Source organism: Clostridiales bacterium, from assembly GCA_025757645.1.
In the GTDB taxonomy this organism is placed as follows: domain Bacteria; phylum Bacillota; class Clostridia; order Oscillospirales; family Oscillospiraceae; genus CAG-103.
The window spans coordinates 2,343,308-2,367,061 of record CP107216.1 but is presented as its reverse complement, the minus strand read 5'-3'; the positions used below and the strand labels follow the sequence as shown (position 1 = coordinate 2,367,061).

Sequence of the window (23,754 nt, the reverse complement as noted above, 5' to 3'; positions counted from 1 at the left end):
GAAACACGACCATGAACAAACGCGTGTTTGTCCACATCGGTAGCACCGAAAAGAAAGGAAGTAAATAACCATGATTATTCGCACCAGAACCGGTGATTGCATCGTCGCCGGGAGGCTCTCCCGCGACGCAGAGTTTTCCAACGTGGGCAAAAAAAACTCGCCCCTGACGAAGTTTAGCATTCCAGCCCGTGACACCGTGCAGCCGGACGGCAGCAAGCAGACCGAATGGATTAGCTGCGAGGTATGGTATGAGGCTGCCATGAATGCCGCGCAGCTCAAAAAGGGCGATGCCGTCATCATCTGTGGCCAGCTCTCCACGCACAGCTATACCACGCGCAACGGAGAGACGCGCACCGAAGAGTGCCTGCGTGCGGACGCTTTTGTCAAAGCGTCCGTCCCGGTCTCTTCTGCCAGCGTGGAGCAGCTTGCCGCCGCCTATCCCGGCGTCGTCCGCGGCGTCGATGTCGTCGCGGACGACTTCACGAATGATCCGAAGTTTGAGGAACTGCCGGACGACGAATCCGACCTGCCGTTCTAACCGGGGCGCGCCATGGCAGAAAAGCGAATGTTTGCGCGCTCGCTCATCGACAGTGATGCATTTCTGGAGATGCCGCTCTCCGCGCAGGCCCTGTATTTTCACCTCAATATGCGCGCGGATGACGACGGGTTTATTAACAATCCGAAGCGCATCACGGACTATGTCGGCGCAGCGGCTGACGATCTGAAGCTGCTCCTTGCAAAGCGCTTTATCATCGTCTTTGATTCCGGCGTCATTGTCATCCGGCACTGGCGCATGCACAACACGCTCAAAAGTGACCGATACCATCCTACGAACTATCAGGCAGAGTTCGCAACACTCTGCCTAGAGGAAAACAAGGCATACTCCGAGCGCCCGCAGACGCCACCTGCCGCAGAACCGGCCAGAGTGGAAAAGCCAGCCGCGCGACCGGCGCAAAAAGCCGCCGCAAAGCCGCCGGAAAAGAAACCCTATGGAGAAATGCACAACGTCATGCTCACGGATGACGAGCTGGCAAAGCTCCAGAGAGATTACCCGAACGACTACGGAACATATATCGAGCGCCTGTCCTTGTACATCACTAGCAAAGGCGCACGGTACAAATCCCACTACGCCGTCATCCGGCAGTGGCTTGTAAAAGACGGCGTGAAGGCCGAGAGCGAGAAGCGCACGCCGGTCTCCGGTAAGGACGACCTGGACAAAGTGGAGCGAATGCTCGCTGCCATGAAGGGGGGTGCGCAGGATGCCGACCATGTTAGCCCTTGACCCCGGCAACCGGGAAACCGGCTGGTGCATCGTCGATACGATCACCCGCGCACCGGTGCAGGGGGGAAAGGACGAGAACACGCTCGTCTCCGGCATCGTGTCCGGCGGCGCGTTCGCTGTTGCCGCGATCGAGATCATCGAATCTTACGGCATGGCGGTCGGGCGCGACGTGTTTGAGACGTGCGAGTGGATCGGGCGCTATAAGCAACTGCTTGACGACCGCGGCGTACCGTACCGCATCGTCACGCGCAAGGAAGAGAAGCTCAATATCTGCGGCAGCCCTCGCGCGAACGATACCACCATCCGCCACGCGCTGATCGACCGCTTCGCGTCGCACGACTTCCGCAGCGGCAAGGGCACAAAAGCAAATCCGGATTTTTTCTACGGCTTCCGCGCCGATCAGTGGAGCGCGTATGCCGTTGCAACGACCGCCCTCGACCGGGCGGAGTACGAAAAGGAGAGTGTAACCAATGGTATTAGCTGAGGATATCATCTTTGCCGTGCGCGATTTGCTCAATAACGACAAAGGCAACCTGAATTTTTCACCGTCAGCGCACTACGCGGTGCAGAAGCTGATCGACTATGCCGAGCAGGAGCATGAGCAGCGGGAAAAAGCGGAAACCATACTCTGTAACGAGCGGCGCAAGGCGCTGGCGTTTTCCGCCGAGGTGGCGCGGCAGGAACGCACGATCGACGACTTGCGGCAGCAGTTGTCGTTTATGCAGCAGGCGCGGTGGGACGCGGGGGTGTGAATATGGACGTGGTAGAATTTTTTAGCGAATTCAGACGGATGTGTAAATCGACCAGCGATTGCACAAAGTGTGAGTATCACGGCGACAAATGTGATAACGCCATTGAGCTTTTTGAAAAAACCGTTGCGATGGTGGAACAGTGGTCAAAGAAGCATCCGCACAAGACGCGGCAAAGCGTGTTTTTGGAGCAGTGGCCGAACTGCATGATGGACGATGATGGCATTGTCGGGATGTGCCCAAGAAATATTGACAAGATGTATGTCTGCAATTTAAGCCGATCTGGTGGGTGCACAGATTGTCGCCGCAAGTTCTGGATGCAGGAGGTGGAGTGATGGGGGCGAATCAGTGAATGCGATTTTGAATTACCCCGGTGCAAAGTGGGGCATGGCACAGGAAATCGTGCAAATTATGCCGCCGCACAGATCCTATTTGGAGCCGTTCGCCGGTTCTTTGGCCGTGCTTTTCAGCAAACCGCGATCGGCGATCGAGACCGTGAACGACATCGACGGGGATATCGTGAATTTCTTCCGCGTTCTGCGGGAAGAGTACGAGATCGACATTGTAGGAGGGTGAAGCCATGCGCAGAAAACCGCTCGCGCCGCTTACGCCGGAACAGCAGCAGCTCGCGGCTGACAACGAGCGTCTGATCTATCTTGCGATCCACCGCTACGCGCCGGACGAGGACGCCGATGAGCTGTATGGGCACGCTGCCGAGGGCTTGCTCCGAGCCGCAAGTACATACGATCCAACGCGCGGAAAGTTTTCCACACACGCTATGTGGTGCATTCGCAGCGAGATCGCGCACCGCAAGAAGTACGCGCAGCAGCGCAAGCGGCCCGGTATGCTTATTTTGTACACGGACGATAATGACACAGCGTTTGACAGCGCCGGTAAGTACGATCACACGCAGCGCGGTGCAGTCAAGCCAAAGGATCGACCGCACAAAGATTTCGACGATTCCGCGGCGGATATCAGCTGTTTTCTGGACTGTCTCACGCCGGTGCAGCGTCAGACCGTGTGCCTGCGCATGGCAGGGTATACCTACGCAGACATTGCCGACATCCGCGGCGTAAAACCGCAGGCGGCTTATCAGGCTGCGCAGTTTGCCGCAAATCGATGGCTGGAATATAACGACACCGGCGATGCCGGAACATCTGAAAACAGGAGGAAATAACAATGGAAGCAAACGCAATGTGGGAAGGCGTGCGCAACGACGCGCGCAACGAGCTCCGCCTCAGCATCCTGACGGATGCGATCTTCAACGCCGCCCGGCTGAACTACAGTGGCGAAAAGCTCGCCTTTGACGATGACGAGCTTTGTACCGTGCTTCGGGCAATGTACCCGGATGACTACGACGGCGTGCTTGGAAATCTGCAAGCGCTCAAAGCGGAAGAGGAGGCAAAGGACGGTGACGCATTTTGACCCGTGCCGAAATTCTGAAGGCCGCAGAGCGCTGCGTCTGTACCGACCGAAATCAGCAGTACGGTGAGCCGGAGGACAATTTCCGCACAATCTCCATGCTTTGGAGCGTTTACCTCTGTGCGCGCGGCATGGATCAGCCGCTCGGTGCAGCCGATGTCGGCGCAATGATGGCGCTGTTCAAGCTCGGCCGCATCGCAACCGGAGGCGATAAAGCGGATAACTTCATCGACCTCGCCGGATATGCCGCCTGTGCCGGGGAAATTTCAACGGAGAGCGGGCGCGACCGCAAAGACGTGAAATGTAGCGCGGAGAATAAAAGCCGCGCAGAGACGCAAAAAACAGTCTCAGCAGAAAAAGCACCGCACAAGACCACGTTCGCAGAGAACAAAAATGTTCGCATGGCGCGCGGCCTCGACGGGCGGTATATCGTCACGACCGGCTGCACGGTGATGGAAGCTCCGAGCCTCGCGGAAGCGATGCGCATCATCGCGGAGTATGAGCATACCGGATCGTAAACGAAAGCACATAAAGCAAAGCAGCACGCAGGATATGCGTGCTGCTTTCTTGTTGTGTGTTTGTCACGAGAAGAGCTTCCAGAGCTGGTTGAACTGCTTCGCGGTATATCCGTTTTGCATCGCCCACGCATACAGATCTGCTTCCTTGTACTTCTTCTGGCTGGTTCCCGGCTTCTTTGCACACATTGCCTGATAAAAGTCCACGATCTGCTTCAGCTCGTACCCGCCGTTGTATGCGGTCTCCACCTTTTCCTGCGTGCCCTCTTTGAGCTGCTGTGCCATGACGTTGAGCGCGAGCTGGTCACTGCCGCCGCGTTTGCCGACGACCGTCTTGATGATTGCCTGCATCACATCGCCGTTGCGGTCTCGCGCATTGGCCGGAAGTGTGTCTTTTGCGGTGCCGAGCTTGGCGCGGTATACGGCATTGTCTGCCACACTGCCGTCGCTTTTCGTCGTCCACGACGGGGTGTCGCTTCCGTCGAGCTTCGCCTTCTTCTTGCCTGCCGCCGTTGCGACTTCCAGAAGGTTTTGAATCGCGGCCGCTTTCTCCGCGTCGCTCGACTGCTTGTATACAGAACTCTGAATGGCTCTCTGAATGTTGTCATAGGCCGTCTGGCCGTATGCCATCTGGTAATGCCGCCTCTCATCCTGCGTCAGATCCACATCCTTGCCGTTCCGGCTACCGTCGAGCGGCGCTTTCTTCTCCGGGTATTTCACGTCGATGTTCATGCTTTCAAGCCGGTACAGCTCTTGGTTCACGGCGCTCGTCCGGTACTTCGTCACGCTGCCGGGATTCAGTGTCGCGTTCAGGAAGTTTTCCGCCGCCGTGCCGGTGTATTTCTTCTCCTGCCCCCAGTTGTCCAGCGCAGCCGGAAGCGTTTCCCGAAGCCCCGGAATCTTGCTCTTCATCGCGTTCAGGTTGTTTTCCCACACGGTGTCGCCGTTGTAGGTGTCGCGCACCGTCCCGTCAACCCCCTGTGCCACGCCGGACACGACGTTTGGCACAAAACTTGTTGCCTGAGAAGCACCGTAGCGCAGGGCGGCTTCCGCAACCTTCCCGCCCGTGGTCTTTGCCTTGGAGTATTTATAGCCGTTTGCGATCTCCTGAAACTGCGACATAGCGGGCAGATCCATCACGCTCTGAAAAGCAGATTCCAGATTGCCGCCCGCAACGTTTGCAAACGTCAGGCCCTCGTCCTTGTAGCAGTCTGCCAGCAGCGCGCCATAGGTCATCTGCGCGTTGATCGGGTCGAGGAAGCCAATGGATACCAGGTCGTCACCGTCGCGCCACTCCGTGCTTTCTCCGGCAATCCACCGGTTGAGTGCACTAAGGTTGAGCTGTGTGCCGCTCACGCCCTCAGACTTTTCGAGCGCTTCCTTGTCCTCGTCGTCGTCCCCGGCGACGTTCATCACGCCAGCACCGGCCAGCACCGCAAAGAGCGCGATTCCCATCGTGCCGTTAAACGCGCGGCCGAAATCCGTCACAGCCTTCGCCTGTTCGGATGCGGTCAGCGTCCCGGCCTTTGCCTTGTTCAAGACTTTGACGACCTCCGCACCGGCGTTAATAAATCCGGCAGGGGAGTACTGAATCGCTGCGCTCGCAATGTTGCCGGGCACGTTCGTGAACGGGAGCATAATGTCGCCGAGACCGATGCTGCCGCCCTGCTTGTCCTTGATGCTGAGCTTGTTCAGCGCATTGCGCATTCCGCCCATGACACCGGACAGCTTGCCTTCGTTCTGGAACGTGCGTTCCCTTGCGGTTTCCTCCGCGCGGCCGTCAAGCGCGCCTTTTGCCACCTTGCCCTTAGCTTCCAGCGCGTCAATTCCGCGCTGCGCTTCCGCCTGAATGCCGCCTTTTTGCATCTGGTCAGTCGTGACCATGGCATAGTTGCTGTATTTCTCCCACGTGGAGAGAAACCGCTCCAGAAAGTTCCCGACCATCTTGAACGACCTGCTGCCGCCGGTTTCGTATTTGCCCTGCGCGTTGGAAACGCTTGCGTCAAGGCCAGTTTCGATGTACGACTTGAGCGTTGCCTCGCCAATGCCTTTTCGTTTCGTCTTGGAGAAATAGCTCTTATCCGCAGCTACGGAGCGTGTGCCGGTGTATTTCGACAGCAGCATGTCCAGCCCGACGCCGATGTTGTTTGACACGGCCTCTACCGGGTCATACACCATATTGCCGACAAGGTTTCTGGCAGCCGTCGCCGGCTTCGAGAGCATGGACAGATAACGATAGGTTTTGATCTGTTCGAGCGTAGACGGTTTCGCGTAGTCATACGCAATGCCACGCACCTGGCTTGCGGCAACGTCACGCAGAAACGCTTCGCCACCCGGCAGTTTCTTTGCCTGCTCAAGCGCCTTTTCCATTGTTCTGCCCATCTTGTTTGACCACAGACCGTTTGTGCGCCGCTCCGTGCTCATGTCTTTGATGAGGTCAACCACGCCGTCCACATCGCCTTTTTCGATGCTGCGAAGCTTCTCTGCGTTCTGGCTCACGCTATCGAGAATCTTCTTGCGCTGCTCGTCCGACATTTTGCGCGTGCGCTCGCTGTCGTTCAGCAGTTGGATTGCGTCCGCTTCCATTAGCGCCGGGTCAGACGCGAGCTGCCGACGCTGCCGCAGTGCCTGACCGGCTTCCGTGCCGTGCGCGTCCCACTCTTTCATGAGCTTTGCCACTTCGGCGTAGGCATCTTTGCTGCCGCTCTCGCGCGCTTTGGCCACTTCGTTGACGATGATCTTGTGCGCGAGCACCGTGTCGGTATCGTCCCAATCCTGCTTTTCACCGAACAGGTCTGCCTTTTCGCCCTCATAGTCCGATTCAAAGCGCTCCTGTGCCTTCGCGTCTACCTCTTCGTCATGGTTGACTTTGTGCTTCCGGTCTTCCGGCCTCAGCCCTTCCATCGCACGCTCGTCATCGGTGAGCACACCGTCGGTCGAGCGCGCCTGCGTCTTTGCCTCGTCATAGCCAAACTCCGCGGATTTTGCGCCCTGCCCTTCCGGCAGAGTGCCGCGCTGCCCGGCATCCGTCTCAGTCTCTCGCTGCTGCACGTCTGCAAAATTGTCACTGTTTTGTGACTCAACCGCGTTTTCAGCGCTTTCATTCACAATTTCACCCGTTTTTTGTGACTGTTCCTGCGCCGCTTTTGCGGCCTCTCGTGCGTCGCGCTGCGCGCGCCAATCGTTATAGGCTTCCTCTTCCGTGATCTCTCCGAGCATGAGCGACAGGTCATTATATCGATAATACTCCCACGAGTACGGGTCAGTGCCACCGGAAATCTGGCTTTTTGCTTCCATGTATGCCGCGTCAGGAGCAACATATTCGCCGTTCGGTTTTGTGTAGCCGTCTACGAGCAGGGAATCCAGCGCCTTTTCTACGCGCTTTGCGTCTGCATAGTTTTCCACGCCGTTGTCTTTGATGATCGCATCCAGTGCACGCAGAATCTCCGGCCGGGAAAGGCCGGTTTTGTCAATCACGTCCTGTACAACTCGCGGGTTGTTCGTGATCGTGCCTTTCCCGCGCTTATATCGGTCGCTCTGCATTGAGCCGTAAATCATAGGGGTAAGATTTTCTGCAACGCGCTCAAAGTGTTCGTGCAGCTCTGGGTGGTTGTACTGGAATGACTTGGTGCTCCGCTTGGCGATGTATTCGTCAGACCGGTTGTCGATATGATCTTCCGGCGTATATTCCTGCGGCTGCCTGTTCGCGTCCCGCTCCGCGCTCTGCCATGCTTCCGTAGCACGTTCCTGTTCCGGGCTCTGCGCCGGTTCGCGCAGCCCTGCGACTTCTTCCACCATGCGCAGCGTGCTGTTCTCCTGCGGCTTCCCCTGTGACGCCGGAGCGTCCTGCGCGGTCTCGACCGGTGCGGCCTCTGCCTGTGCTTCCGCGGCGATATTTTCCGCCTCTGCCGGTTTCGCGCTCGCTTCTGCGTTTACGTTTGCGGCAGGTTCTCCGGCGCGCAGTGCGGCATTTTTCTGCGCGTCTATGCCCTTGGCGATGCCCGCCGCCGTGCCGAATGTAGACAGCGCCGCGCCGATCATCGCGTCATACGCAGACTGCGCAAGCATTTCCTTCGCGCCTTCTGCCGTCGTGTAGCTCGATTTTGCCGCAGCGCCCTTGTCGTAGATCGCGCGGATCGCCGGGTTCAGGATGTCGGCCACGGCTTCCTCTGCACCCTCACCGACAGCGTTTGTCAGCGCGCGCACAACACTGCGCCCGGCATCCGTTTTTGCCAGCTTTCCGATGAGTTTCTCCGCCACGTCGTCCGCAGCGCCTCCGCCGAACAGCTTGCCCACGTCGAAGATTTTCTCCGTCAGAACGTCAACAGCAGCGGCCGCAGCGCCGTATGCAACCTGCTCGCCCTCGCTCGCGCCGTCAAGACGTGCCTCACGCGACCCGCTGCCATAGGAGCGCAGGCCCATGTTTGCCAGACCTGCGCCGGGGAGCAGCGCATTGAGCGCCATGTCCGCGCCGAGCTGCAGGCCGCCGCTTGCAATGTCCACAAACGCGCCCGCGGCTTTGCTGCCGCCGAGGTTATCTTTCGCCTTTTCGGATGCTTCTGCCGCCGCTTCCGCCGCTTTGTCTGCCTTGGCGTAGATGCTTTCCTGGTTGCGCTTCCGCGCGGCCTCCGCCTTGTCCTTGTCCTCCTGAGGCACGGCGTTGTCTGCCACGGTCACGCCCATGATCTGTGTTCCGCTGCGCTTGTTGAGAAATGTTCCGGCCGCGTTTTCGTAGGCGCTCTCCGCGCTCTTTACGGCGGATTTTGCGATGTTTCCGCCCGCTTCCGCCGTCTTGCTCTCCTGCATATTGCTCTTGCGGTAATCATCCGAGATTGCCTGATTCGTCAGGGCAAGCGGCGTTGTCGTGTCCGCGCTGTAACCGGCGTCGCCGAAAGCGTTAAGCAGCTTCTCCCAGAAACTGATGTTCTCTTTCTTCTTCTGCGGCACGGGCTCAGAGATCGGTTCGGTGACAGGTTTCTGCTTGGCAGCAGTGTCTTGCGTCGCCGTCTGACCCCACACCTTATCCATTTTGTATTTTGAACCGCCGTAAGCCTTCTTGCCGTACTCTCTGTCAATTTTCTCCCGGCTGCTCTTTGCGTACTGTTTCAGAAACTCAGATGCCATTGTCAAGATACCTTTCCGTAGCCGACCATTCTATAAGTATAGGTGCCGTCTCCGTTGTCGACCTCTTTCACCTTCCCAGCGTTCACAAGCGCTTCCAGCTCGCTCGGCGTCACTCGACCGTAGTCGCGCACCAATGTCCACCCGGCGCCGTTCACATTCGTGATGGAGCTATTTTCGTGAATGCTTGAAAGATCCTTCGTGTTGTTTCTCGTCGGGTTCTCCACCGGCGTGATTGTGTCGTCACCACCGCCGCCACCGCCGCCGCCCCTTCTTCCGTTTGATGCCGTGTAGCTCGCCGGATATGCGCCTGTGCGCTCGTAGTAGAGCTTCGGGTTCTGCGCGCCCCACACTTTCTGCATCGCGTCGATCTGATCCTGCGAATAGCCGAGCGCGGCATAACCGCTGAAATCGCCGTACTTGGCGAGCGTCGCGGCCTGCTGTTCGAGGCGGCTGCGCTCGTTTTCCGCGAGCGTCGTGTCCACGCTAAGCTGCTTGGCCGCCGTGTTGACGATGGAGTTATCCACACGCTGCGCCTCGGTATAGAGCGCCTTCGCGCGTGCCGCGTCGTTCTCGCTGATCGCCTGCGCGACCGCGTTCTGATACGCCGTCTTTACCTTCTGCCGCTGTGCCTCCAGATCGGACATCGCGTCTGCCTCTGCGGACGATACTTTGCCCATGGCGGCATTGCGGCTGTTCTGCTGCGAGAGCGCGAGCTGACTGCCCGCACCGGTATTGATGCCGCTGCCCGCCATCTGTTCGTTCAGGTTCGCGCGGGAAATGTCCGCCTGCGTCGATACCTGCCGCCGCGCCTCGTTGTACGTCTGCGGGATCTTCGCGGCCTGCGCGTCATAGTCCGCCATGTTCTGGTCGTATGCGGCTTTCAGCGCATCGGTCTTCACCTTCTGCTGCGCGTCGTAGATCTTGTTGATGTTCTCGCTCTGGTCTTTCGCCTCCGGCAAGACAGTGTTGTTGCCAACGATCTTGAAGCCGCTGCCGTCTGCGCCGCCGCTGTAGCCGTACTTCTTGCGGATCATCTCCGCCTGTTCGTGCGCCTCGTTCATTCCGCCCTGATTTCCGGCCTGATGTGCAGCCTTCCACTGCTCACTGAGCGCGGCAATTTTCTGCTTGTCGGCGCTGTTGATGATTGCGTCGTTGTATGCCATCGTGTCACCTCGTCACTTGATAGGGAAGAGGGGACACCGCCGCGCCCGGCAGCGTCCCCCGTGTCGATTGTTATTTATGTTCGAGCAACTGTAGCCGCGCCTCGTGGTCGTTGAGCGTGTCCTCGCTGCGCTCGATCTTGTCCCACATCTCGTTGTGCTCCTTGGCGTTTCCGGCGTCCATGCGGTCAATGCGCGCCGTCAGCGCCACGACTGCGTCCGTGTTTCGCTGGATGATGGTACTCATCCGCCAGCACGCGCCGATAAGCGTCAGCACAAACGCCGCCGCTGAGATCAGGTTTGCAACGGTAACTGTCATCGTTAGCCTTCCTTTCTAGGCTCCTCGTAAGTAAGCGCCTGCGCACTGTCAGAGCTGCCTGCCGTCGTTGGGTCGTTCACCACGCCAAGGATGGACAGCAGCGCGAACACTGCGTTGATGATTGCTGCAAGCTGCTGATTCAGAACACCGAAATCCCACTTGTAGCCGAACGGGGCGGCTACCACCTGCACCAGCAGAAGCAGCGCCGGGATCAGCGCCAGCCAGAAGTTCTTGTTGCGAATACGTACTTTCCAGTTAATGTTCATAGGTACTACCCCTCCATCACTTGTTTTCGTCGATCATCCGCTGACAGACAATCATAGACCGCAGCGCGTCCGCGCTGACGTTCAGGTCGCCCCCGCCGACACCGCGAAGCGCGCCGCGGTCGATCAGCTTCTGCGTCTCCTCACGCGCCCATGTGGGCACGTCGTCCAGGCTGTAGTAGCGCGGATTGCGTGCCTCGGCATAGCGCATGCCGATAATCGCGCCGCGCACGACATCTTCAGAGATGTCGATGACTCCATTGCCAGTGCCTTTCAGAGCGCCAGCATCCATCAATTCCTGAACCTCACTTCTGTACCATTCAGGGACGTCATCAATCGTCTTGTACTTTACCATGTTTTCATCCTCCTCATCGTTATCGTTCTGTTTCAGCATCTCCTTAAACGCCGTCCACTGCGCCGGGTCGTCCACCCACGGCATGGGGCAGCGCTTGCCCGTCACATCGTAGTGCCGCAGCACGTGCTCCGTGTCGATGCCATAGCGCTGCATGATCTCCCGCGCCAGCGCCGCGGCGTTTGCCACGGTCTCCGGCAGGATGTAGTAGCTGCCGTCGGCGCGCTTGCGGCTGCACATCTCGATGCCGATGCTGTTGCCGTTGCGGCACTCGGGGTGCCAATACGCCCGCGCGCCGCAGTGCCACGCCGTGTCGCACTCGCGCACGGACTGCATCGCACCGTGCTCGTCAACGAAATAGTGCGCGCTAGCCTGCAGGCCGCCCACGCGGTGGTAGTAGTCGCAGTTGTTTTTTGCCGTGTCGCCGTTGTTTGCCGTGTAGTGCATCACGATGTACCGCACCGGCTGCGTGCGCCCGGCGCGGTAATTGGCCATGTTGCAAGCAATAAATTCCATCTGTGCCTCCTTTTACGTGATCGGTTCGTTGATTGTAACGATAACTGCGGATGCGTCTGCGCAAATCAGACTCAACCGGAGGTAATGTTCGGCAGGCCCTGTTATAGTAACGACATTGTCAACGGTAGTAAATTCTAGGTTATTCCAGCTATATCCGTTGTGTATATACCCTGCGGATAAAAATGTCGCCGTTTCGCTATAACTTATGGCTATGCTTTTTCCGTCTTGCGAATCGGGCAGACTTGCGCCCTTAATGCGCAGCGTATCGCCGGGCATAAGATGGATGAGACTTGCTGCGTCCATATTTGCCCCGATTGCTGCCCAGCCTACCTGAGCTTTGTTCGTGCCGCTGCCAGCGCTCAGTCGCGTATCTGCTGAGATTCCGACGGTTTCAATGACATTTGTAATCACAGCCGCGCAGGTAATCACAATGTTGCCAGTAACTTTGGCGATTGTGATTGTGTTTCCGGATACTGCCGATGCGGAAATATCCGTACCGCCCATCGTAACAATAATTGTGCCAAGTTTTTTATATGTGCCGGTCGGAGAAAGCGTCGTGGAATAGGCTGCACCGTCCGCAACGGTATTAGCCACGTTTGAAGATGCGCAGTTGGTGAGATTGCGTGTAATGTTGTAAGTCACAGACGGAACAGAGGCCACCGCAGTGATTGTGACCGCCCCCGTCACCTTGGCGATGTTGATTGCGCCGCTTCCCGCCGAGTAAGCGGTGGCAGTAATGTCCACGCCGCCCATTTTGACCACCACAGATGCAAGCACCTTTCCGCTATCCGCAGTGATGGTTGCGGTGTACGCCTCGCCGTAATCCGCCTGAGACGTGGTATTACTAAGCGTGCATCCTGTGAGACTTTTGGCGATCGTCTGATACCAGTGCAGCGTCTCGGGCGTTCCGGCGGTCATAACCGCACGGTAAGCGTTGATATCAGCCATCGACATTCCGCACGTTCCCACGGCAAAATGCACGCACTTATCACGGAACGTGTTCCCGGAAACGGCGTTGATCGCATTGATAAGCCTCTTCCACTCTGGCTCATTCCTTCGACGAGCAAGTGCGTCTGTCCCGGAGCCGGAATAAAAGGTAGTCAGCTCGTAGTCTTTGTCGATGTCGGATTGGCTCATGCCGAGCAGCCCCTCTAGCACACAGGCCAGCGTGCCTGTACGGTCCGCACCTGCGGTGCAGTGAAAATATACCGGCTCCCGGTGCGTTACGGCGTCGATCACGCAGCGAAGATAGAGCTGCCACGTTGCAACCGGCGTCAGCGCGTAGGACGCTGCCTTGTCAGCAATCGTAAACCACACATCGCTACCAAGGGGGGATTCTGTTGCGACATCACCGTCGGACGGGTCGCGCCCCTCTTTGCCTCTAAGGTCGATTTCATGCTGCACACCGAACTGGCCGACCAGTACCGCCCGATCTGCGGCAGAGATACGCCCGCCGCGAATCAGCAGACCATATTTCACCGTGCCGCCGTCGCAGGCCCATCCGCCAAGGTCGCGCACGTTCCACGCTTCTGCGGAGCCGTCCCGCGTGCGAATCCACCGCAGTGCATCCAGCGGTTTGAGCGTGCCCGCTTTCCCGCCAGAGGCAAATGGCGTGAGCACATTCGGTACTTCGTTGTAGTGCATCACCCCGCCAGCCGCCTGCCCAATGGGCTTGTAATTGCTGATAACAGCATCAGCGGGCGCATAGTTGGCAATCTGTGACGTGCTGTAATCGCTCGGGTCATAGGTCACGTTGGCAAGATAATTCCGTACCGCCTCCGGGCACTGATGCCACTCAACTGCTTCGCTTCCGGAGAGTGCTCGCACAGCAGCGCCCATCTCCGCGACTTTGTATTTCGTTGCAGTGCCATTTTTCTCGCGGATAGCATTTGCGATGTCCTGTACGGCGGTTTCTTCGTAGAGCTTTTTCATCTCAGTAGCTCACCTCCGTGCCATCGGCGATCGTGACGGTTTTCGCCGCGCTGCCGTCGTAGGTGACGGTCGTGCCGCCGATTTGGATCGTCAGCGCCTTCGGATTTTTCAGTGCTGTGGGCACGGTGGTCTTGTTGGCTCCGCGCTCGATGCCGTCGAGCTTGGCCTTGTCGGCGGCGGACATCAGACCAGCCGCGGACTGCGTGGCCGCCGCCGTACCCGCCTTGCCGTCCCACGCGGCGGTCTTTGCGGCCGTGATGCCGTCGATTACCGCCTTGTTCGCGTGCGAGTGGCGGGCGCCGGTGTTGGCGGAGATCTCCGCAGTCGGGACTACCGGGATATCCCCCGGCGCAGCAGGCGTGTAGCCAAGCGCACCTTTGATGCTTGCCGCAGTCACGGTCGCGTCACTGCCGTCCTTGCCGGGCGCACCGGCAGGCCCAGCAGGACCAGCAGGGCCAGCAGGGCCGGTTGCACCTGCATCACCCTTCGCGCCAGTGGCTCCACGAGACGGCTTGCCGGTGTCTGTGCTGCCGATGTACCAGTTGCCATTGCCGCCGATGTGCGGCGTAACGCCGTCCGCACCGGTAGCCCCCGGTTTGCCATCCGCGCCGTCTTTGCCCGGTGCTCCGGTTGCTCCGCGCGATGGCTTGCCGGTATCGGTCGCGCCGAGAAACCAATTTCCGTTTGACCCGATCGTCGGCGTTATGCCGTCCGCACCGGGTTCACCCTTTGTACCTTCAATCACAACAAGCGGCGTGTCAATCGCTGCGTCTACCTCTTCTCCAAGCGCATCGAGGATCTCGGCTTCGATTCTGTCGCTCATTCCATCAGCTCCTCGTCCGTGCAGTCCAGCACTTTGATTTTCGGGTTTTTCTTCGGCTTCAGGATATTGCCCGCGCCCTTGAAGTTGCATGTGATCTCCAGCTCCGCCTGACCCACATCGAGGGACAGCGTGTCTTCCTGCGTCAGCGTCAGCATGAACCGGTCATTTGCGTTGTCATACCGTACCGCGTCCGGCCACGTCTTGCGCACACTGTCGCCAAGTTTGAACGCGATCTCATCCACGTTGCCAATCGGGAATACGTCCATGTCGTTGAACTTCACGCGCACGGGAACGGTCTTTGCCTCGCCGCGTTTGATGTATGCCATTGCTTTTCACCTCATACTTCCCAAGCCCCGGTTACGCCGTGCGCTGCCAGACATATGCCGCCAGATATGGCGGCATATTGTTGTGAGCCGCACCGCCGCCCGCGCCGCTTGTTTTCGCCAACTTTGCAAACCACGTTTTGTCGCTGGTGTAGCCAATGCTCGGCCAGCCGGTATAGCCGCTCGGTGCGCTGCTGTCGCCGCCGTCGTTGCCGACATACTCGTCATGGTAGTGGTTTGGCATCTCTTGCGCTGCCAGCGTGTGTGTCGCTTCGCCCCCGGTCGTGCCCGCTTTGTATTTCGTACCTGCCGCCAAGATGAACGTGTCTTTGATCTGCGTCCATGTGCCACCGAACAGCGTTGCCGGGTTGTCGCTGGACGCAGAAAAGTAAAACGCGCCAACCGGGTACACTTTCAGGAAATAGGCATTCAGCACACTGTCCAGAGCGTCACTTGCGAGTTTCTCCGCCGTTACGGCCCCGGCCGCGAGTTTCTCCTCCGTCACGGCTCCGTCAGCGATCTTGTCCTTCGTCACAGCGCGCATCGCGATCTTGTTGCTGGTGACTGCGGCAGTCGCGATTTTCGCCTGAGTTACACTCTCCCCCGCGAGTTTGCTCTCCGTAACAGCGCCGTTGAAAATATGCCGCTCCTGCACGGCGCTCGAGGCGATTTTGCTCGCCGCGACCGCATTATTCGCCAATTCCGGACTACCAATCGTTTCGTTGGCAATCTGGTGATAAGTCACCGCGCCATTCGCGATCTTTTCCGTAGTCACCGCACCATTCGCGATCTTTTCCGTAGTCACAGCCCCGTCCGCAATGCCGCCCTGCGTCACACCGGCGATCTGCGCCTGCACGTTCTCGATCGCTTCCTGCACGTTGGTTTTGTTCACAGCCTCTGTCGCGACAAAACCGATGCATTTTGCTGCGCTTTCACCGCCGAGCGCAGCGACCAGATCGTTGAGCGCCTTTTTCAGCAGGTTTCCGGCAAGGTCAAACTTTGCTTTCAGAGCCGCGGCGGACAGACCGCCCACGTCGTTCGGCTCGTCGTCCAGTTTGGAGATGATGTTCATGTCCTCGTTGCACGTCGGAAGTGCCATATGTAACCCTCCTATCGCACATATCCCGTGAACCGCACGCGGATGTCGGCGCTTGTGACCGTCGCCGTCGTGTCCGCATCGTCGTTTGTCAGGATGAGCTTGTAGTATGTAAATTTCTTTGCTTTCAGTTTCAGCCGCGTCATATACGGGCGCTTGTTCGTGTTGAACGACCAGTGCGCAAAATTTGCGTGGTCAAATGCGGCACTGTTGCGGAAAACCAGCTTTTTCGAGAAGTCCGCTTTCCGGTCTGTCATGACCGTCACGGTCATCGACCCGGCGTGCGTCGGCACGAGACCGATCCACAGCATGGCGGAGTATTTGCGCATGAAATCCGCGCCGAAGTGCATGTTGCCGCTCTCCCATCGCGCGTCGATCGCTTCGCCGCAGTCGCTGCGGAACGCATCCGAAATCTCGACGAGCACATTTTCACGTGCGCCGAGCAGTCTCCCGTATGAGCGGTAAAAGTGCTTGACAGGGAAGTTCGTGTACAGATACCACACATTGAGCCCGTAGTTGTGCACAACGGCCATGTCCCCATATACGCAGTACCATTCCTTGCGGTCGTTGTCGTCCCAGCAGTACGCCTGCCGGAGATCGAAACTCTGCAGCGTTTTCCATACGCGGTCGGAAATGCGTTTCGCCTGCCGCTCGTCAATCGTCAGGTTGCTGGAGTAGCTGCTGTTGTTTTTCCATGTGTAGACGCTCTCCCCGAACAGGGTATAGGGGCTGTTGTCCACAAGCCGCACCTGCCCGGGAACAATGTTGCCGATGGCCTTGTTTACTTGTGTCCAGTAAAACGCGGGGAGGATTTTGCCCTCTGCATTCGTCACCGTGCCGTACTGCACGGAGTATGCGCTATCTTCTTTGAACGCCAGCAGTCGGGAGTAGTGGCGGATCATCGCCGTGATCGGCGTGTTCTCGTCGCCGATGTCCAGCACGTTCATGTCCGGGAAGTATTCTGCGGTCGGGTTGCCGTCGATGTCCAGCCCGGAGTACAGCGCCTTGTTGCTTCCGTCACCGTAGAGAAACACGCGGTTGTCCGTCGCGCCGTTGTAAAGCTCTGCAAACTTCATTGCCCTGACCGCGCCGGAATCGTCAGATGCCACGGTGTATTCTACTTCGTACACATCCGCACCGGCAGGGGGCGCGCTCGTGAATGTGATCTTACCTTCTGCAAACGTATAGTCCGTACCGGCTGCCAGCGCTGCGCCTGTTGCCCTGTTTTTCACGCTCACAGACAGCGTTCCGCTTTCCGGGCACACATACACCGTGGACTTTCCGTCCGTAGCAACGCGGTATTTTCGTTTGCTGGACAGCTTGTTGATTTGCTCCAGCTCCGTGCCGCTGCCGTCCGCACCGACGCCCACAAGCACAGTCGGGACGTACCCGGTCACATCGGAGAGCTTGTAGCCGTCAAACACCTTGTACTGCGTACCGTTGAGGATATAGAGCTTTTCCCGGAAACCGAAAAACTCCGTGTGTGCGTCGGCGAGCGTGCCAAGCGCCGAGACCGCCGTAGTGGCTGGAAATCCGATTTTCCACAGCTTCCCGGCCGCGGCCGCTACCTGCACATATTCTCCGCCGACGTAGCCGCACCATGTCCCCTGAATTTCTCCGGGGAACGTATGCACAGCTTTCATACCGGGGCGCTTTCGCAGCGCGCCGTCCTGCGTCACGCGCCAGTTGCGCATTTCGGATGCCTCACCAAGTTTCAGACTTGTGTCGTCGCTGCCAGCCTGATTGATACCGAGCCATTTCTGGATTCCGACGATCTTTTCATTCATGCGCGTCACCAGCTCCCGAACTCGCTATACTCGATGCCGCCGTACACATCCTCGACCGTGCCCATGCTGCACTGCGCGTTTGCCTTGTGCATCGCCACGATCTCGTTGTAGCGCCGCTTGAACCGGTCGGATGCCTCCGGGTTCTCGTCCGTCAGGAGAGCGGAAGCAAGGCCGTATGGCATCGCACCGAGCGCGAGCGTGTTGTCGATCTCCGAGAGCGTGTCGTCGAATTCCTCAACAGGCCGCCAGCCGGAAGCGGTTTTTCCGGCCTTCTTTGTCTCTGAAAACGGGTACAGCTCCGCAATCATTGTGTTGATGATCGACACGGCGCGGTATTTATATTCGTCCGTGTCCGTCGTTTGCGGTTTCCCGCTATCGCTCAGCTCGTCCATGATGGACATTGCAGCGTCAAACACATCGCTGACTTCTGCCATGAAATCACCTCGTTATCTGAAAATAGGCGGCGGGAAATCCCGCCGCCTTATCCGTTGCCTCAGGCGGTAGCCGTCATAATGCCGGAATCGAGCGCGCCGGTCTTGCTGGCGTAAGCCTTGACCTCCGTGCCTGCGGCAATGCCGGTCGGCTTCGCGCTGGCGCTGTAGGTCTTCGCCGTGGAGGAAGTCTTCGGGTTGCTGCCGTCGGTGGTGTACTTGATGGTCTCACCGTCACCGGCAGTCAGCGTCAGCGTGCCGCCGGAGACAGACATCGTCGGGGTCGTGCTGCCCGCGGTCGCGTGCACGCCGATGGCGTATGCCTTCTTGTCAAGCACGAAGCTGTCGAACATCACGCGGTACTCCGCCACATCGCCGTCGATACCCAGCGGGTTCTTCTGGATGCGCATAGTCTGGTTTTTCACCGGGTCGACGCTCGCGCCCTTGCGGAAGATCACGAAGTTGACGCCTGCGGGCAGATAGCTGTCCGGGATGGCGTACACGTCGTTGCCGTCGAGCTTGCCCAGAGAACCGTTTGCGACGGCGTCCTTGCCCAGCACGTCAATGCCGACGATGTAGTCCGACAGCTTGCACTTAGCAAACAGCGTGTGGCCGATGAAGATCGCGCGGTTGTCGGTCGGCACAAGATGGTTGGACATCTCCGCGCCCATGTTGACAATGGCGTCAATCGCGGTCTTGCCGGTCAGCGCGGTCGCGTTGACGGTCACAACACCGGCACCGCCGACCCACTGCTGCAGACGGTACTTGTCGATGCTCGGAGTGACCTTGCCGTCCCACGTCGCCTTCATGCGCGCGTTGCACTGCTTGACGTTAAACTGTTCGGCAGCGTTGCCCGCGTCGATCGAGAACGTGCCGCCCTTGTCCTGCGTCATGCGCATGGTCTGAACGGTGTCGCCCAGCTCTTTGATCGTGCCGAATCGGCTGGAACCGCTGCGGGTGTAGTCGCCGAAGTCGCCCTCATCGGAGCTGTACACGTTGATCGCGTTCACGCCGACAAAGTCGTAATCCTTACCGGCAAACGCGTCGGTAACGCTCTTCTGGTGGAAACGTTCGTCGAGCTTGGTGCTGTATTTGTCAAAAACATTGATTGCCATTATGTGATTACCTCACTTAAAAATTCAGAATTTCAGGCGGAGGCAAGCCCTATGTTCACGTGGTCAGTTGCCGTCGTACCACAGCGCGTCAAACGCTTCGTCGCTGCCGGTCTTCCCGGCACTGCTCTGGCTACCGGTGCTTCTCGCGGCGTTCGCCGCGTTCCGGTCGCGCGTCGCCTGCTCGGATTTCATGCGCGCGATCTCTGCCTCCAGCGCCTTGTTGCGTTCTCTTGCGTAGGCCGAAACCAGCGTTTCACCGCGGTTAAAGGCTTCCCACACGCCGTTCGGAATGGAGGCCGGGTCAACGTCGGGATAGGCTTTTGCAAATGCGTCAAAGCACTCGCCGCGCCATTTCTCGTTCGCTGCCTGCTGCTCCTGCTCCTGCTTCTGGGGTGCCAGTGCTGCCCGTTCCTGATCGAGCGCGCGGCGCTCTCTGTCGAGCTTTACGCGCTCGAGCGCCATGCCGTCGTCGTCGATGCCGTATTTACTCTTGGTAACGGCAATGAGCATGTTTTCCACAAGCTCCTCGACGGTTGTGCCGCTCTGATTTGCCAGCTCCTGCAGCGCGTTCTCGTGTTCCGTGAGCGTCGCCAGTTGCTGTTTCTGTTCGGACACCTGGGTTTCCAGTTGCGTGTTTTTCTCGGTCACGCGGTCGTAGTCCATGCCCTTCTGAGCAAGCGTTACGACCTCGTCCCGGTTGACATTTTTCGTCTCGCCGAGGTGCTTTAGCTCAAACAGTTGGCCGTCTGTCTGCGCCTGCTGCTCCTCGTTCTCGCCCGGCTGTGCGGCATCTGCATCCTGCCCACCGTCGTTCTGTTCGATCTCCGGCGCGGCGTCGTTGCCCTGCGGCTCCGTGTCCGGCGCGCCCTGCGCGTCGTCCTCAACGTCGGCAAAGCTATCCGCCGTGATGTCGCTCCAATCGTCTGCGTCCGCCGTAAAGGCGGTGTTCATGTCGTCTGCCATGTCAAAATCCCTTCTCCCGCTATGGTCGGCGGGTGCGGCGCTATGGTCGGCGCCACGTGTTGAAATTTATCCGGTAATGTATTTGCAAGGCGGTTTTCCGCCGAGCGTTCGTTATTCGGCCGTTCCGGTCTGCATGACCTTGCGCTGCAAGTCACCGAAGCCGCCGCCGCCGCGAATGGGCGTCTTCTGGCCGATATCGACCAGAGCGCCGGTCTCCGGCGTGCCGCCTGTGCTCGGGCCCTCCGGCTGCATCATCTGCTGCTGTGCCGCCTGCTTGCGCGAGGCGATCAGTTCCTGCCGCTTCGGGATGTAGCCGTCCGGGATGCGCTCAAGGTATTCCTCAATCGTGATCTTGTCCTGCATCAGCAGGTTATCCAGCGTCTGCACCGACGCCATCTCCGACCAGTACGAGCTTGCGCCAACGTCAAGTTTCAGCGCCATCGGCATATCGTTCAGAATGCCGTAGTCGAACAGCACGGTTTCCAGCTCCTCCGGGTCTTTCCCAGCAAATGCAAGAATGTCCGAGCCTACGTCCGGCATAGACACCTGCACTTTGCGTTCCCCGTAGTACGCCGCCATGAAGTCCAGATAGATGCGCCCCAGATCTTCAATGGATTTGTAGAGGTTCTGCTTCGTGATCTCCGACGGGATACTGGCAGCGCGCTGCAGGGCGATAATGGCCGACGTGTTGTCCGGCCGCGTCTCGCCAAGCGCCGCACTCGTCGCGCCGAGAAACTGCCGCGTATAGTCCACGCTCGTCTGGATAAACTGCGCGATCTGCGGGCTGATCTGTGCCGGGTCGATGATCTTTGCCACGCCGGACACGTCGCCGCCGTTGACGCCGATCGCAGCGCCGACAGCGTTATTCCACTTCGGGATGCGCGTCTTGTCGTAGACCGTTCGCGGAAACGCGCTCGTCATCAGCGAGATCATGGACATGGCAAACAGCTTGTTGACAAAGATCTGGTTTGGGATCAGGCCGGTCACGAGCGCCTGACCATGATAGCTGTCGGGAATGTAGTCCCAGTTGATCCACGTCACCGGGTAGAGCCGCAGCCCCATGTCCCACGGCTCGCGCAGCATGACGCGCCCGGAGACTTCGCATGCCCACACCGTGCCGGTCTTGCGTTCCTTCCACATCCGCAGCAGCACCGTACTGCGCTCTGAGCTGTTTTTGTAGCTGTCAGTGTTGTGGCTCTCGGTATCCGGCTGAATGTCGTTCCAGTGCGGATTTCCGGCCTCCTGCGCTGCTCTGCACAGCTCCTTCGTCATTTCTCGCCGTTCGATGAGGATGTATGGCTGCTTCTGCGGGTCACGGCACGCTGTGTTACCGAAGCCGACGCGCATATTGTCCACGATCTCCGTACGGATGCCGCCGCGCAGGCCGAATCCGGCATCTACCGTGTCGTCCCAGAACGTGAACAGGCAGCTATCACCGTCCACGGCGGCGTTTCGCATATACTCGCGCACAAGGTTCGGCACGCGGTTGAATTCAAACAGCCGGTCAAACTCCTTGTTGACGATCTCCGCGACACGTTCCACGTCCTCCGGCGTGCGCTCGCACGCAAGCGGAGTAGCCTGCATCTTGATATTGTCGGTCGTGATGTTCGCAACGGAAAACAAAACGACCTGTTTCAGGAAGTTGTATACCGGCGTCGGCAGACCCTTCGCGTCCACGCCCTCCCATTGCTTGCCAATGAAGAAGTTCTCGTTGGCGCGCACCGTCTCGTCGAGGTTGACAGCAGTGTTGTAGCCGAGCATTTTCTGGTACTCTGCCTGTACCTGCTCCGGCGTGATCTTCTTGCCAAACTCGTCAGGCATCGTCACTCACGTCCTTTTTTCCGGCCATCAGGTAGCTGTAGTTCATGAGGTTGGACACCCCGTTGGAGAAGTCCTGCGCCATCTGCAGCGCCTGTTCCACCTGTTCAGCGTGGTCTTCGTCGAGCTTGTCCGCACGCTCGCACAGTGCGGCCGCAGTCTCTTCCAGTGCCTCTACGCGCTTTTGTAGCTGCGATACGTCGAGCGACGTATCTGCCAGCATGTCCATCGTCGCGTCCTGAAATGCCCGCAGCTCGTCGTCCCAGCGCCGCAAGCTTGCCATCGTCAGCACAAAGCACGCCGCGATCACCAGTAGGCCGATCAAACTGATAGTGTTCATGTCTTCCTCCTAATAGCTGATATATCCGGCAGACGGTGCGTCTCCGGTCATGAATTCCTCGTAGCCCTCCTGCGCGTCCTCGTCCTCGTAGATGATCTCCGACGGGTTCGCGTCTTTTGCGTCCGCGCGCATTGTTCTCGATACGCAGTAATAGCGCACGGAATCGACCGTGTGCGTGATCTCGTGCGGCTCTTTGGCGCAGTCGTTCGGGTTGCGCTCGTCCGCCTGAATGTCCTCGAGGTCTCCGATCGTCCGTTCGCAGGTCTGGAAAAGTACAAGCCCCGGTTTTCCGTCCGGCATATTTGCGAGTGCTTCCTTCACTTGCAGGAAACCCTGCACGCGGTTGTTGCTTGCCCGCACGATGGGCACGCCGCATTGCATAAACACCTCTGCCATCGTCTTGCCGGTGTCCTTCTGGCGCGACCAGATGTCCGGCGGGGCAAAGGTGATCTCGATGTGCTCGTCCGGCATCGTCATGTCGAGGATCTGCTTTGCCGCATCCTGCACGATCAGCCCCGGCTGCACAAGCTCGCGGTACATGTACGAGTGCCCGTTTTCGTCCACCGCGTACCAGCCGACGGCAAGCATATCCAGACCGTAGTCGAGCGCCCTGTATCGCTTCCAGTGTTTTGGGATCTGGAACGGCTTGCAGGTGTGCGTCGCCTTGCTGAATTCCGGGAAATACGTGCCGCACAGTGCGTCCCAGTCGCCGTATCGGTGCGCTTTGCGGATGTTCTCAGGCAGCTGAGAGAGCGCCTGCAGATAGCCCGGAGAGGATTCCAGCAGGTCTTTGTTGTCCTCGACCGTTGCGAAAATGAAGCTGTAATCGTCCGGGTTCTCGTTCTCCTCTGGGTTGTCGGAATCTGTCTTGAAATTTCGGTCGATAAACAGGCGCTTGACCCATCTGTGCCCGACGCCGCCGGGGTTGCACGTCAGGTAAAAGCGCTTCGGGATCTCGTTGACGCCACGCAGGCAGCCGCCGAGAAAGCGAAATTCGCGCTCTGTAAACTGCGTAGCCTCGTCCATGAAGATCCAGTCGTATTCCTGACCCTGGTATTCGCTTTCGGACGTAATGCCGCTCCAATGGCCGAAATGGATGGTCGAGCCGTTTTGAAAGTACAGCGTGTGCAGTGTGCCGTTGTAGCTTGTCAGCTCCTGCGGCACCATCTTCAGAATCGGTTCGATGTGGTTCGACTGCAGCTCCGGGTATGTCTTTCGCACGATGAGGATGCGGATGCCCGGCCATGTAAACGCGCCGCCTACTGCCTTGATGCGCACAGCGTGCGTCTTGCCGCCGCCTCGCGCGCCGCCGTAGGCCGTGTACATCGTTCGGCTCTGATAAAACAGAAGCTGCTTCTCGTTTGCGTGCCCCGGATCCCATGTGAAATTTGTCTGCGTGCTTCGCTTCTGCTTCGGCATGGCAT

At 58.6% G+C, this 23,754-nt stretch carries 25 protein-coding genes; 9 read left to right on the top strand and 16 right to left on the bottom strand.

Going from position 1 to position 23,754, the window contains the following annotated elements; genetic code table 11:
- Positions 1–70 precede the first annotated feature (70 nt).
- Genes OGM61_11600 through OGM61_11560 form a run of 9 tightly spaced genes read left to right on the top strand, consistent with a single transcriptional unit; the run spans position 71 to position 3,971 of the window.
- The gene (locus tag OGM61_11600) at positions 71–538 is read left to right on the top strand and encodes a single-stranded DNA-binding protein (protein ID UYI84466.1); all 468 of its coding nucleotides are present in this window, start codon (positions 71–73) and stop codon (positions 536–538) included.
- A gap of 12 nt (positions 539–550) precedes the next feature.
- Entirely contained in the window at positions 551–1,282 is a 732-nt protein-coding gene (locus OGM61_11595) for a replisome organizer (protein UYI84465.1), read from the top strand.
- The gene (locus OGM61_11590; protein UYI84464.1) at positions 1,260–1,766 is read left to right on the top strand and encodes a hypothetical protein; all 507 of its coding nucleotides are present in this window, start codon (positions 1,260–1,262) and stop codon (positions 1,764–1,766) included. The genes OGM61_11595 and OGM61_11590 overlap by 23 nt, the downstream gene beginning before the upstream one ends.
- Positions 1,753–2,034: a hypothetical protein gene (locus tag OGM61_11585; protein UYI84463.1), complete on the top strand. Its 282-nt coding sequence runs from the start codon at positions 1,753–1,755 to the stop codon at positions 2,032–2,034. Before OGM61_11590 ends, OGM61_11585 begins: the two co-directional genes overlap by 14 nt.
- 2 nt (positions 2,035–2,036) lie before the next feature.
- Positions 2,037–2,366, top strand: coding sequence for a hypothetical protein (locus OGM61_11580; GenBank protein ID UYI84462.1), 330 nt, complete (start codon positions 2,037–2,039; stop codon positions 2,364–2,366).
- 52 nt (positions 2,367–2,418) lie between these two features.
- On the top strand, positions 2,419–2,607 hold the full coding sequence (locus OGM61_11575) for a DNA adenine methylase (GenBank protein UYI84461.1): 189 nt from the start codon (positions 2,419–2,421) through the stop codon (positions 2,605–2,607).
- 4 nt (positions 2,608–2,611) lie between these two features.
- On the top strand, positions 2,612–3,208 hold the full coding sequence (locus OGM61_11570; GenBank protein UYI84460.1) for a sigma-70 family RNA polymerase sigma factor: 597 nt from the start codon (positions 2,612–2,614) through the stop codon (positions 3,206–3,208).
- A gap of 2 nt (positions 3,209–3,210) precedes the next feature.
- Positions 3,211–3,456 carry a hypothetical protein gene (locus OGM61_11565; GenBank protein ID UYI84459.1) on the top strand — a complete coding sequence of 82 codons (246 nt, stop codon included), beginning with the start codon at positions 3,211–3,213 and terminating at the stop codon, positions 3,454–3,456.
- A complete protein-coding gene (locus tag OGM61_11560) occupies positions 3,453–3,971 on the top strand; it encodes a DUF6378 domain-containing protein (GenBank protein UYI84458.1) in 519 nt (172 codons plus the stop codon). Before OGM61_11565 ends, OGM61_11560 begins: the two co-directional genes overlap by 4 nt.
- 63 nt (positions 3,972–4,034) lie before the next feature.
- Here the strand turns inward: OGM61_11560 and OGM61_11555 are convergent, their stop codons facing one another.
- The 16 genes from OGM61_11555 to OGM61_11480 form a co-directional block, all read right to left on the bottom strand.
- Positions 4,035–9,092, bottom strand: coding sequence for a hypothetical protein (locus tag OGM61_11555; GenBank protein ID UYI84457.1), 5,058 nt, complete (start codon positions 9,090–9,092; stop codon positions 4,035–4,037).
- A gap of 2 nt (positions 9,093–9,094) precedes the next feature.
- Positions 9,095–10,255 (bottom strand): hypothetical protein, encoded by a 1,161-nt coding sequence (locus OGM61_11550; GenBank protein UYI84456.1) that lies wholly within the window; start codon positions 10,253–10,255, stop codon positions 9,095–9,097.
- A 70-nt stretch (positions 10,256–10,325) separates the two neighbouring features.
- On the bottom strand, positions 10,326–10,571 hold the full coding sequence (locus tag OGM61_11545; GenBank protein ID UYI84455.1) for a hypothetical protein: 246 nt from the start codon (positions 10,569–10,571) through the stop codon (positions 10,326–10,328).
- Between the two features lie 2 nt (positions 10,572–10,573).
- Entirely contained in the window at positions 10,574–10,837 is a 264-nt protein-coding gene (locus tag OGM61_11540; GenBank protein UYI84454.1) for a phage holin, read from the bottom strand.
- 16 nt (positions 10,838–10,853) lie between these two features.
- Positions 10,854–11,702 carry an N-acetylmuramoyl-L-alanine amidase gene (locus tag OGM61_11535; GenBank protein UYI84453.1) on the bottom strand — a complete coding sequence of 283 codons (849 nt, stop codon included), beginning with the start codon at positions 11,700–11,702 and terminating at the stop codon, positions 10,854–10,856.
- Positions 11,703–11,714: 12 nt separating this feature from the next.
- Positions 11,715–13,634, bottom strand: a complete 1,920-nt coding sequence (locus OGM61_11530; GenBank protein ID UYI84452.1) for a tyrosine-protein phosphatase — start codon at positions 13,632–13,634, stop codon at positions 11,715–11,717.
- Between the two features lies 1 nt (position 13,635).
- Positions 13,636–14,457, bottom strand: coding sequence for a hypothetical protein (locus OGM61_11525; protein UYI84451.1), 822 nt, complete (start codon positions 14,455–14,457; stop codon positions 13,636–13,638).
- The gene (locus tag OGM61_11520) at positions 14,454–14,783 is read right to left on the bottom strand and encodes a hypothetical protein (GenBank protein UYI84450.1); all 330 of its coding nucleotides are present in this window, start codon (positions 14,781–14,783) and stop codon (positions 14,454–14,456) included. The genes OGM61_11525 and OGM61_11520 overlap by 4 nt, the downstream gene beginning before the upstream one ends.
- Positions 14,784–14,814: 31 nt before the next feature.
- Entirely contained in the window at positions 14,815–15,879 is a 1,065-nt protein-coding gene (locus OGM61_11515; GenBank protein UYI84449.1) for a hypothetical protein, read from the bottom strand.
- 11 nt (positions 15,880–15,890) lie between these two features.
- Entirely contained in the window at positions 15,891–17,663 is a 1,773-nt protein-coding gene (locus tag OGM61_11510; GenBank protein UYI84448.1) for a hypothetical protein, read from the bottom strand.
- 5 nt (positions 17,664–17,668) lie between these two features.
- Positions 17,669–18,097: a hypothetical protein gene (locus OGM61_11505; GenBank protein UYI84447.1), complete on the bottom strand. Its 429-nt coding sequence runs from the start codon at positions 18,095–18,097 to the stop codon at positions 17,669–17,671.
- A gap of 59 nt (positions 18,098–18,156) precedes the next feature.
- Positions 18,157–19,209, bottom strand: a complete 1,053-nt coding sequence (locus tag OGM61_11500) for a chitobiase/beta-hexosaminidase C-terminal domain-containing protein (GenBank protein UYI84446.1) — start codon at positions 19,207–19,209, stop codon at positions 18,157–18,159.
- A 63-nt stretch (positions 19,210–19,272) separates the two neighbouring features.
- Positions 19,273–20,172: a hypothetical protein gene (locus OGM61_11495; protein ID UYI84445.1), complete on the bottom strand. Its 900-nt coding sequence runs from the start codon at positions 20,170–20,172 to the stop codon at positions 19,273–19,275.
- A gap of 111 nt (positions 20,173–20,283) precedes the next feature.
- Entirely contained in the window at positions 20,284–21,993 is a 1,710-nt protein-coding gene (locus tag OGM61_11490) for a hypothetical protein (GenBank protein UYI84444.1), read from the bottom strand.
- Entirely contained in the window at positions 21,986–22,330 is a 345-nt protein-coding gene (locus OGM61_11485; protein UYI84443.1) for a hypothetical protein, read from the bottom strand. Before OGM61_11485 ends, OGM61_11490 begins: the two co-directional genes overlap by 8 nt.
- A gap of 9 nt (positions 22,331–22,339) precedes the next feature.
- A complete protein-coding gene (locus OGM61_11480; protein UYI84442.1) occupies positions 22,340–23,749 on the bottom strand; it encodes a phage terminase large subunit in 1,410 nt (469 codons plus the stop codon).
- Positions 23,750–23,754: the final 5 nt, after the last annotated feature.

Excerpts from the sequence above, each read along its gene's own strand:
- OGM61_11600 (UYI84466.1), top strand. The coding sequence starts at position 71 with ATGATTATTCGCACCAGAACCGGTGATTGCATCGTCGCCGGGAGGCTC.
- OGM61_11595 (UYI84465.1), top strand. The coding sequence starts at position 551 with ATGGCAGAAAAGCGAATGTTTGCGCGCTCGCTCATCGACAGTGATGCA.
- OGM61_11590 (UYI84464.1), top strand. The coding sequence starts at position 1,260 with ATGCCGACCATGTTAGCCCTTGACCCCGGCAACCGGGAAACCGGCTGG.
- OGM61_11585 (UYI84463.1), top strand. The coding sequence starts at position 1,753 with ATGGTATTAGCTGAGGATATCATCTTTGCCGTGCGCGATTTGCTCAAT.
- OGM61_11580 (UYI84462.1), top strand. The coding sequence starts at position 2,037 with ATGGACGTGGTAGAATTTTTTAGCGAATTCAGACGGATGTGTAAATCG.
- OGM61_11575 (UYI84461.1), top strand. The coding sequence starts at position 2,419 with ATGGCACAGGAAATCGTGCAAATTATGCCGCCGCACAGATCCTATTTG.
- OGM61_11570 (UYI84460.1), top strand. The coding sequence starts at position 2,612 with ATGCGCAGAAAACCGCTCGCGCCGCTTACGCCGGAACAGCAGCAGCTC.
- OGM61_11565 (UYI84459.1), top strand. The coding sequence starts at position 3,211 with ATGGAAGCAAACGCAATGTGGGAAGGCGTGCGCAACGACGCGCGCAAC.
- OGM61_11555 (UYI84457.1), bottom strand. The coding sequence starts at position 9,092 with ATGGCATCTGAGTTTCTGAAACAGTACGCAAAGAGCAGCCGGGAGAAA.
- OGM61_11550 (UYI84456.1), bottom strand. The coding sequence starts at position 10,255 with ATGGCATACAACGACGCAATCATCAACAGCGCCGACAAGCAGAAAATT.
- OGM61_11545 (UYI84455.1), bottom strand. The coding sequence starts at position 10,571 with ATGACAGTTACCGTTGCAAACCTGATCTCAGCGGCGGCGTTTGTGCTG.
- OGM61_11540 (UYI84454.1), bottom strand. The coding sequence starts at position 10,837 with ATGAACATTAACTGGAAAGTACGTATTCGCAACAAGAACTTCTGGCTG.
- OGM61_11535 (UYI84453.1), bottom strand. The coding sequence starts at position 11,702 with ATGGAATTTATTGCTTGCAACATGGCCAATTACCGCGCCGGGCGCACG.
- OGM61_11530 (UYI84452.1), bottom strand. The coding sequence starts at position 13,634 with ATGAAAAAGCTCTACGAAGAAACCGCCGTACAGGACATCGCAAATGCT.
- OGM61_11525 (UYI84451.1), bottom strand. The coding sequence starts at position 14,457 with ATGAGCGACAGAATCGAAGCCGAGATCCTCGATGCGCTTGGAGAAGAG.
- OGM61_11520 (UYI84450.1), bottom strand. The coding sequence starts at position 14,783 with ATGGCATACATCAAACGCGGCGAGGCAAAGACCGTTCCCGTGCGCGTG.
- OGM61_11515 (UYI84449.1), bottom strand. The coding sequence starts at position 15,879 with ATGGCACTTCCGACGTGCAACGAGGACATGAACATCATCTCCAAACTG.
- OGM61_11510 (UYI84448.1), bottom strand. The coding sequence starts at position 17,663 with ATGAATGAAAAGATCGTCGGAATCCAGAAATGGCTCGGTATCAATCAG.
- OGM61_11505 (UYI84447.1), bottom strand. The coding sequence starts at position 18,097 with ATGGCAGAAGTCAGCGATGTGTTTGACGCTGCAATGTCCATCATGGAC.
- OGM61_11500 (UYI84446.1), bottom strand. The coding sequence starts at position 19,209 with ATGGCAATCAATGTTTTTGACAAATACAGCACCAAGCTCGACGAACGT.
- OGM61_11495 (UYI84445.1), bottom strand. The coding sequence starts at position 20,172 with ATGGCAGACGACATGAACACCGCCTTTACGGCGGACGCAGACGATTGG.
- OGM61_11490 (UYI84444.1), bottom strand. The coding sequence starts at position 21,993 with ATGCCTGACGAGTTTGGCAAGAAGATCACGCCGGAGCAGGTACAGGCA.
- OGM61_11485 (UYI84443.1), bottom strand. The coding sequence starts at position 22,330 with ATGAACACTATCAGTTTGATCGGCCTACTGGTGATCGCGGCGTGCTTT.
- OGM61_11480 (UYI84442.1), bottom strand. The coding sequence starts at position 23,749 with ATGCCGAAGCAGAAGCGAAGCACGCAGACAAATTTCACATGGGATCCG.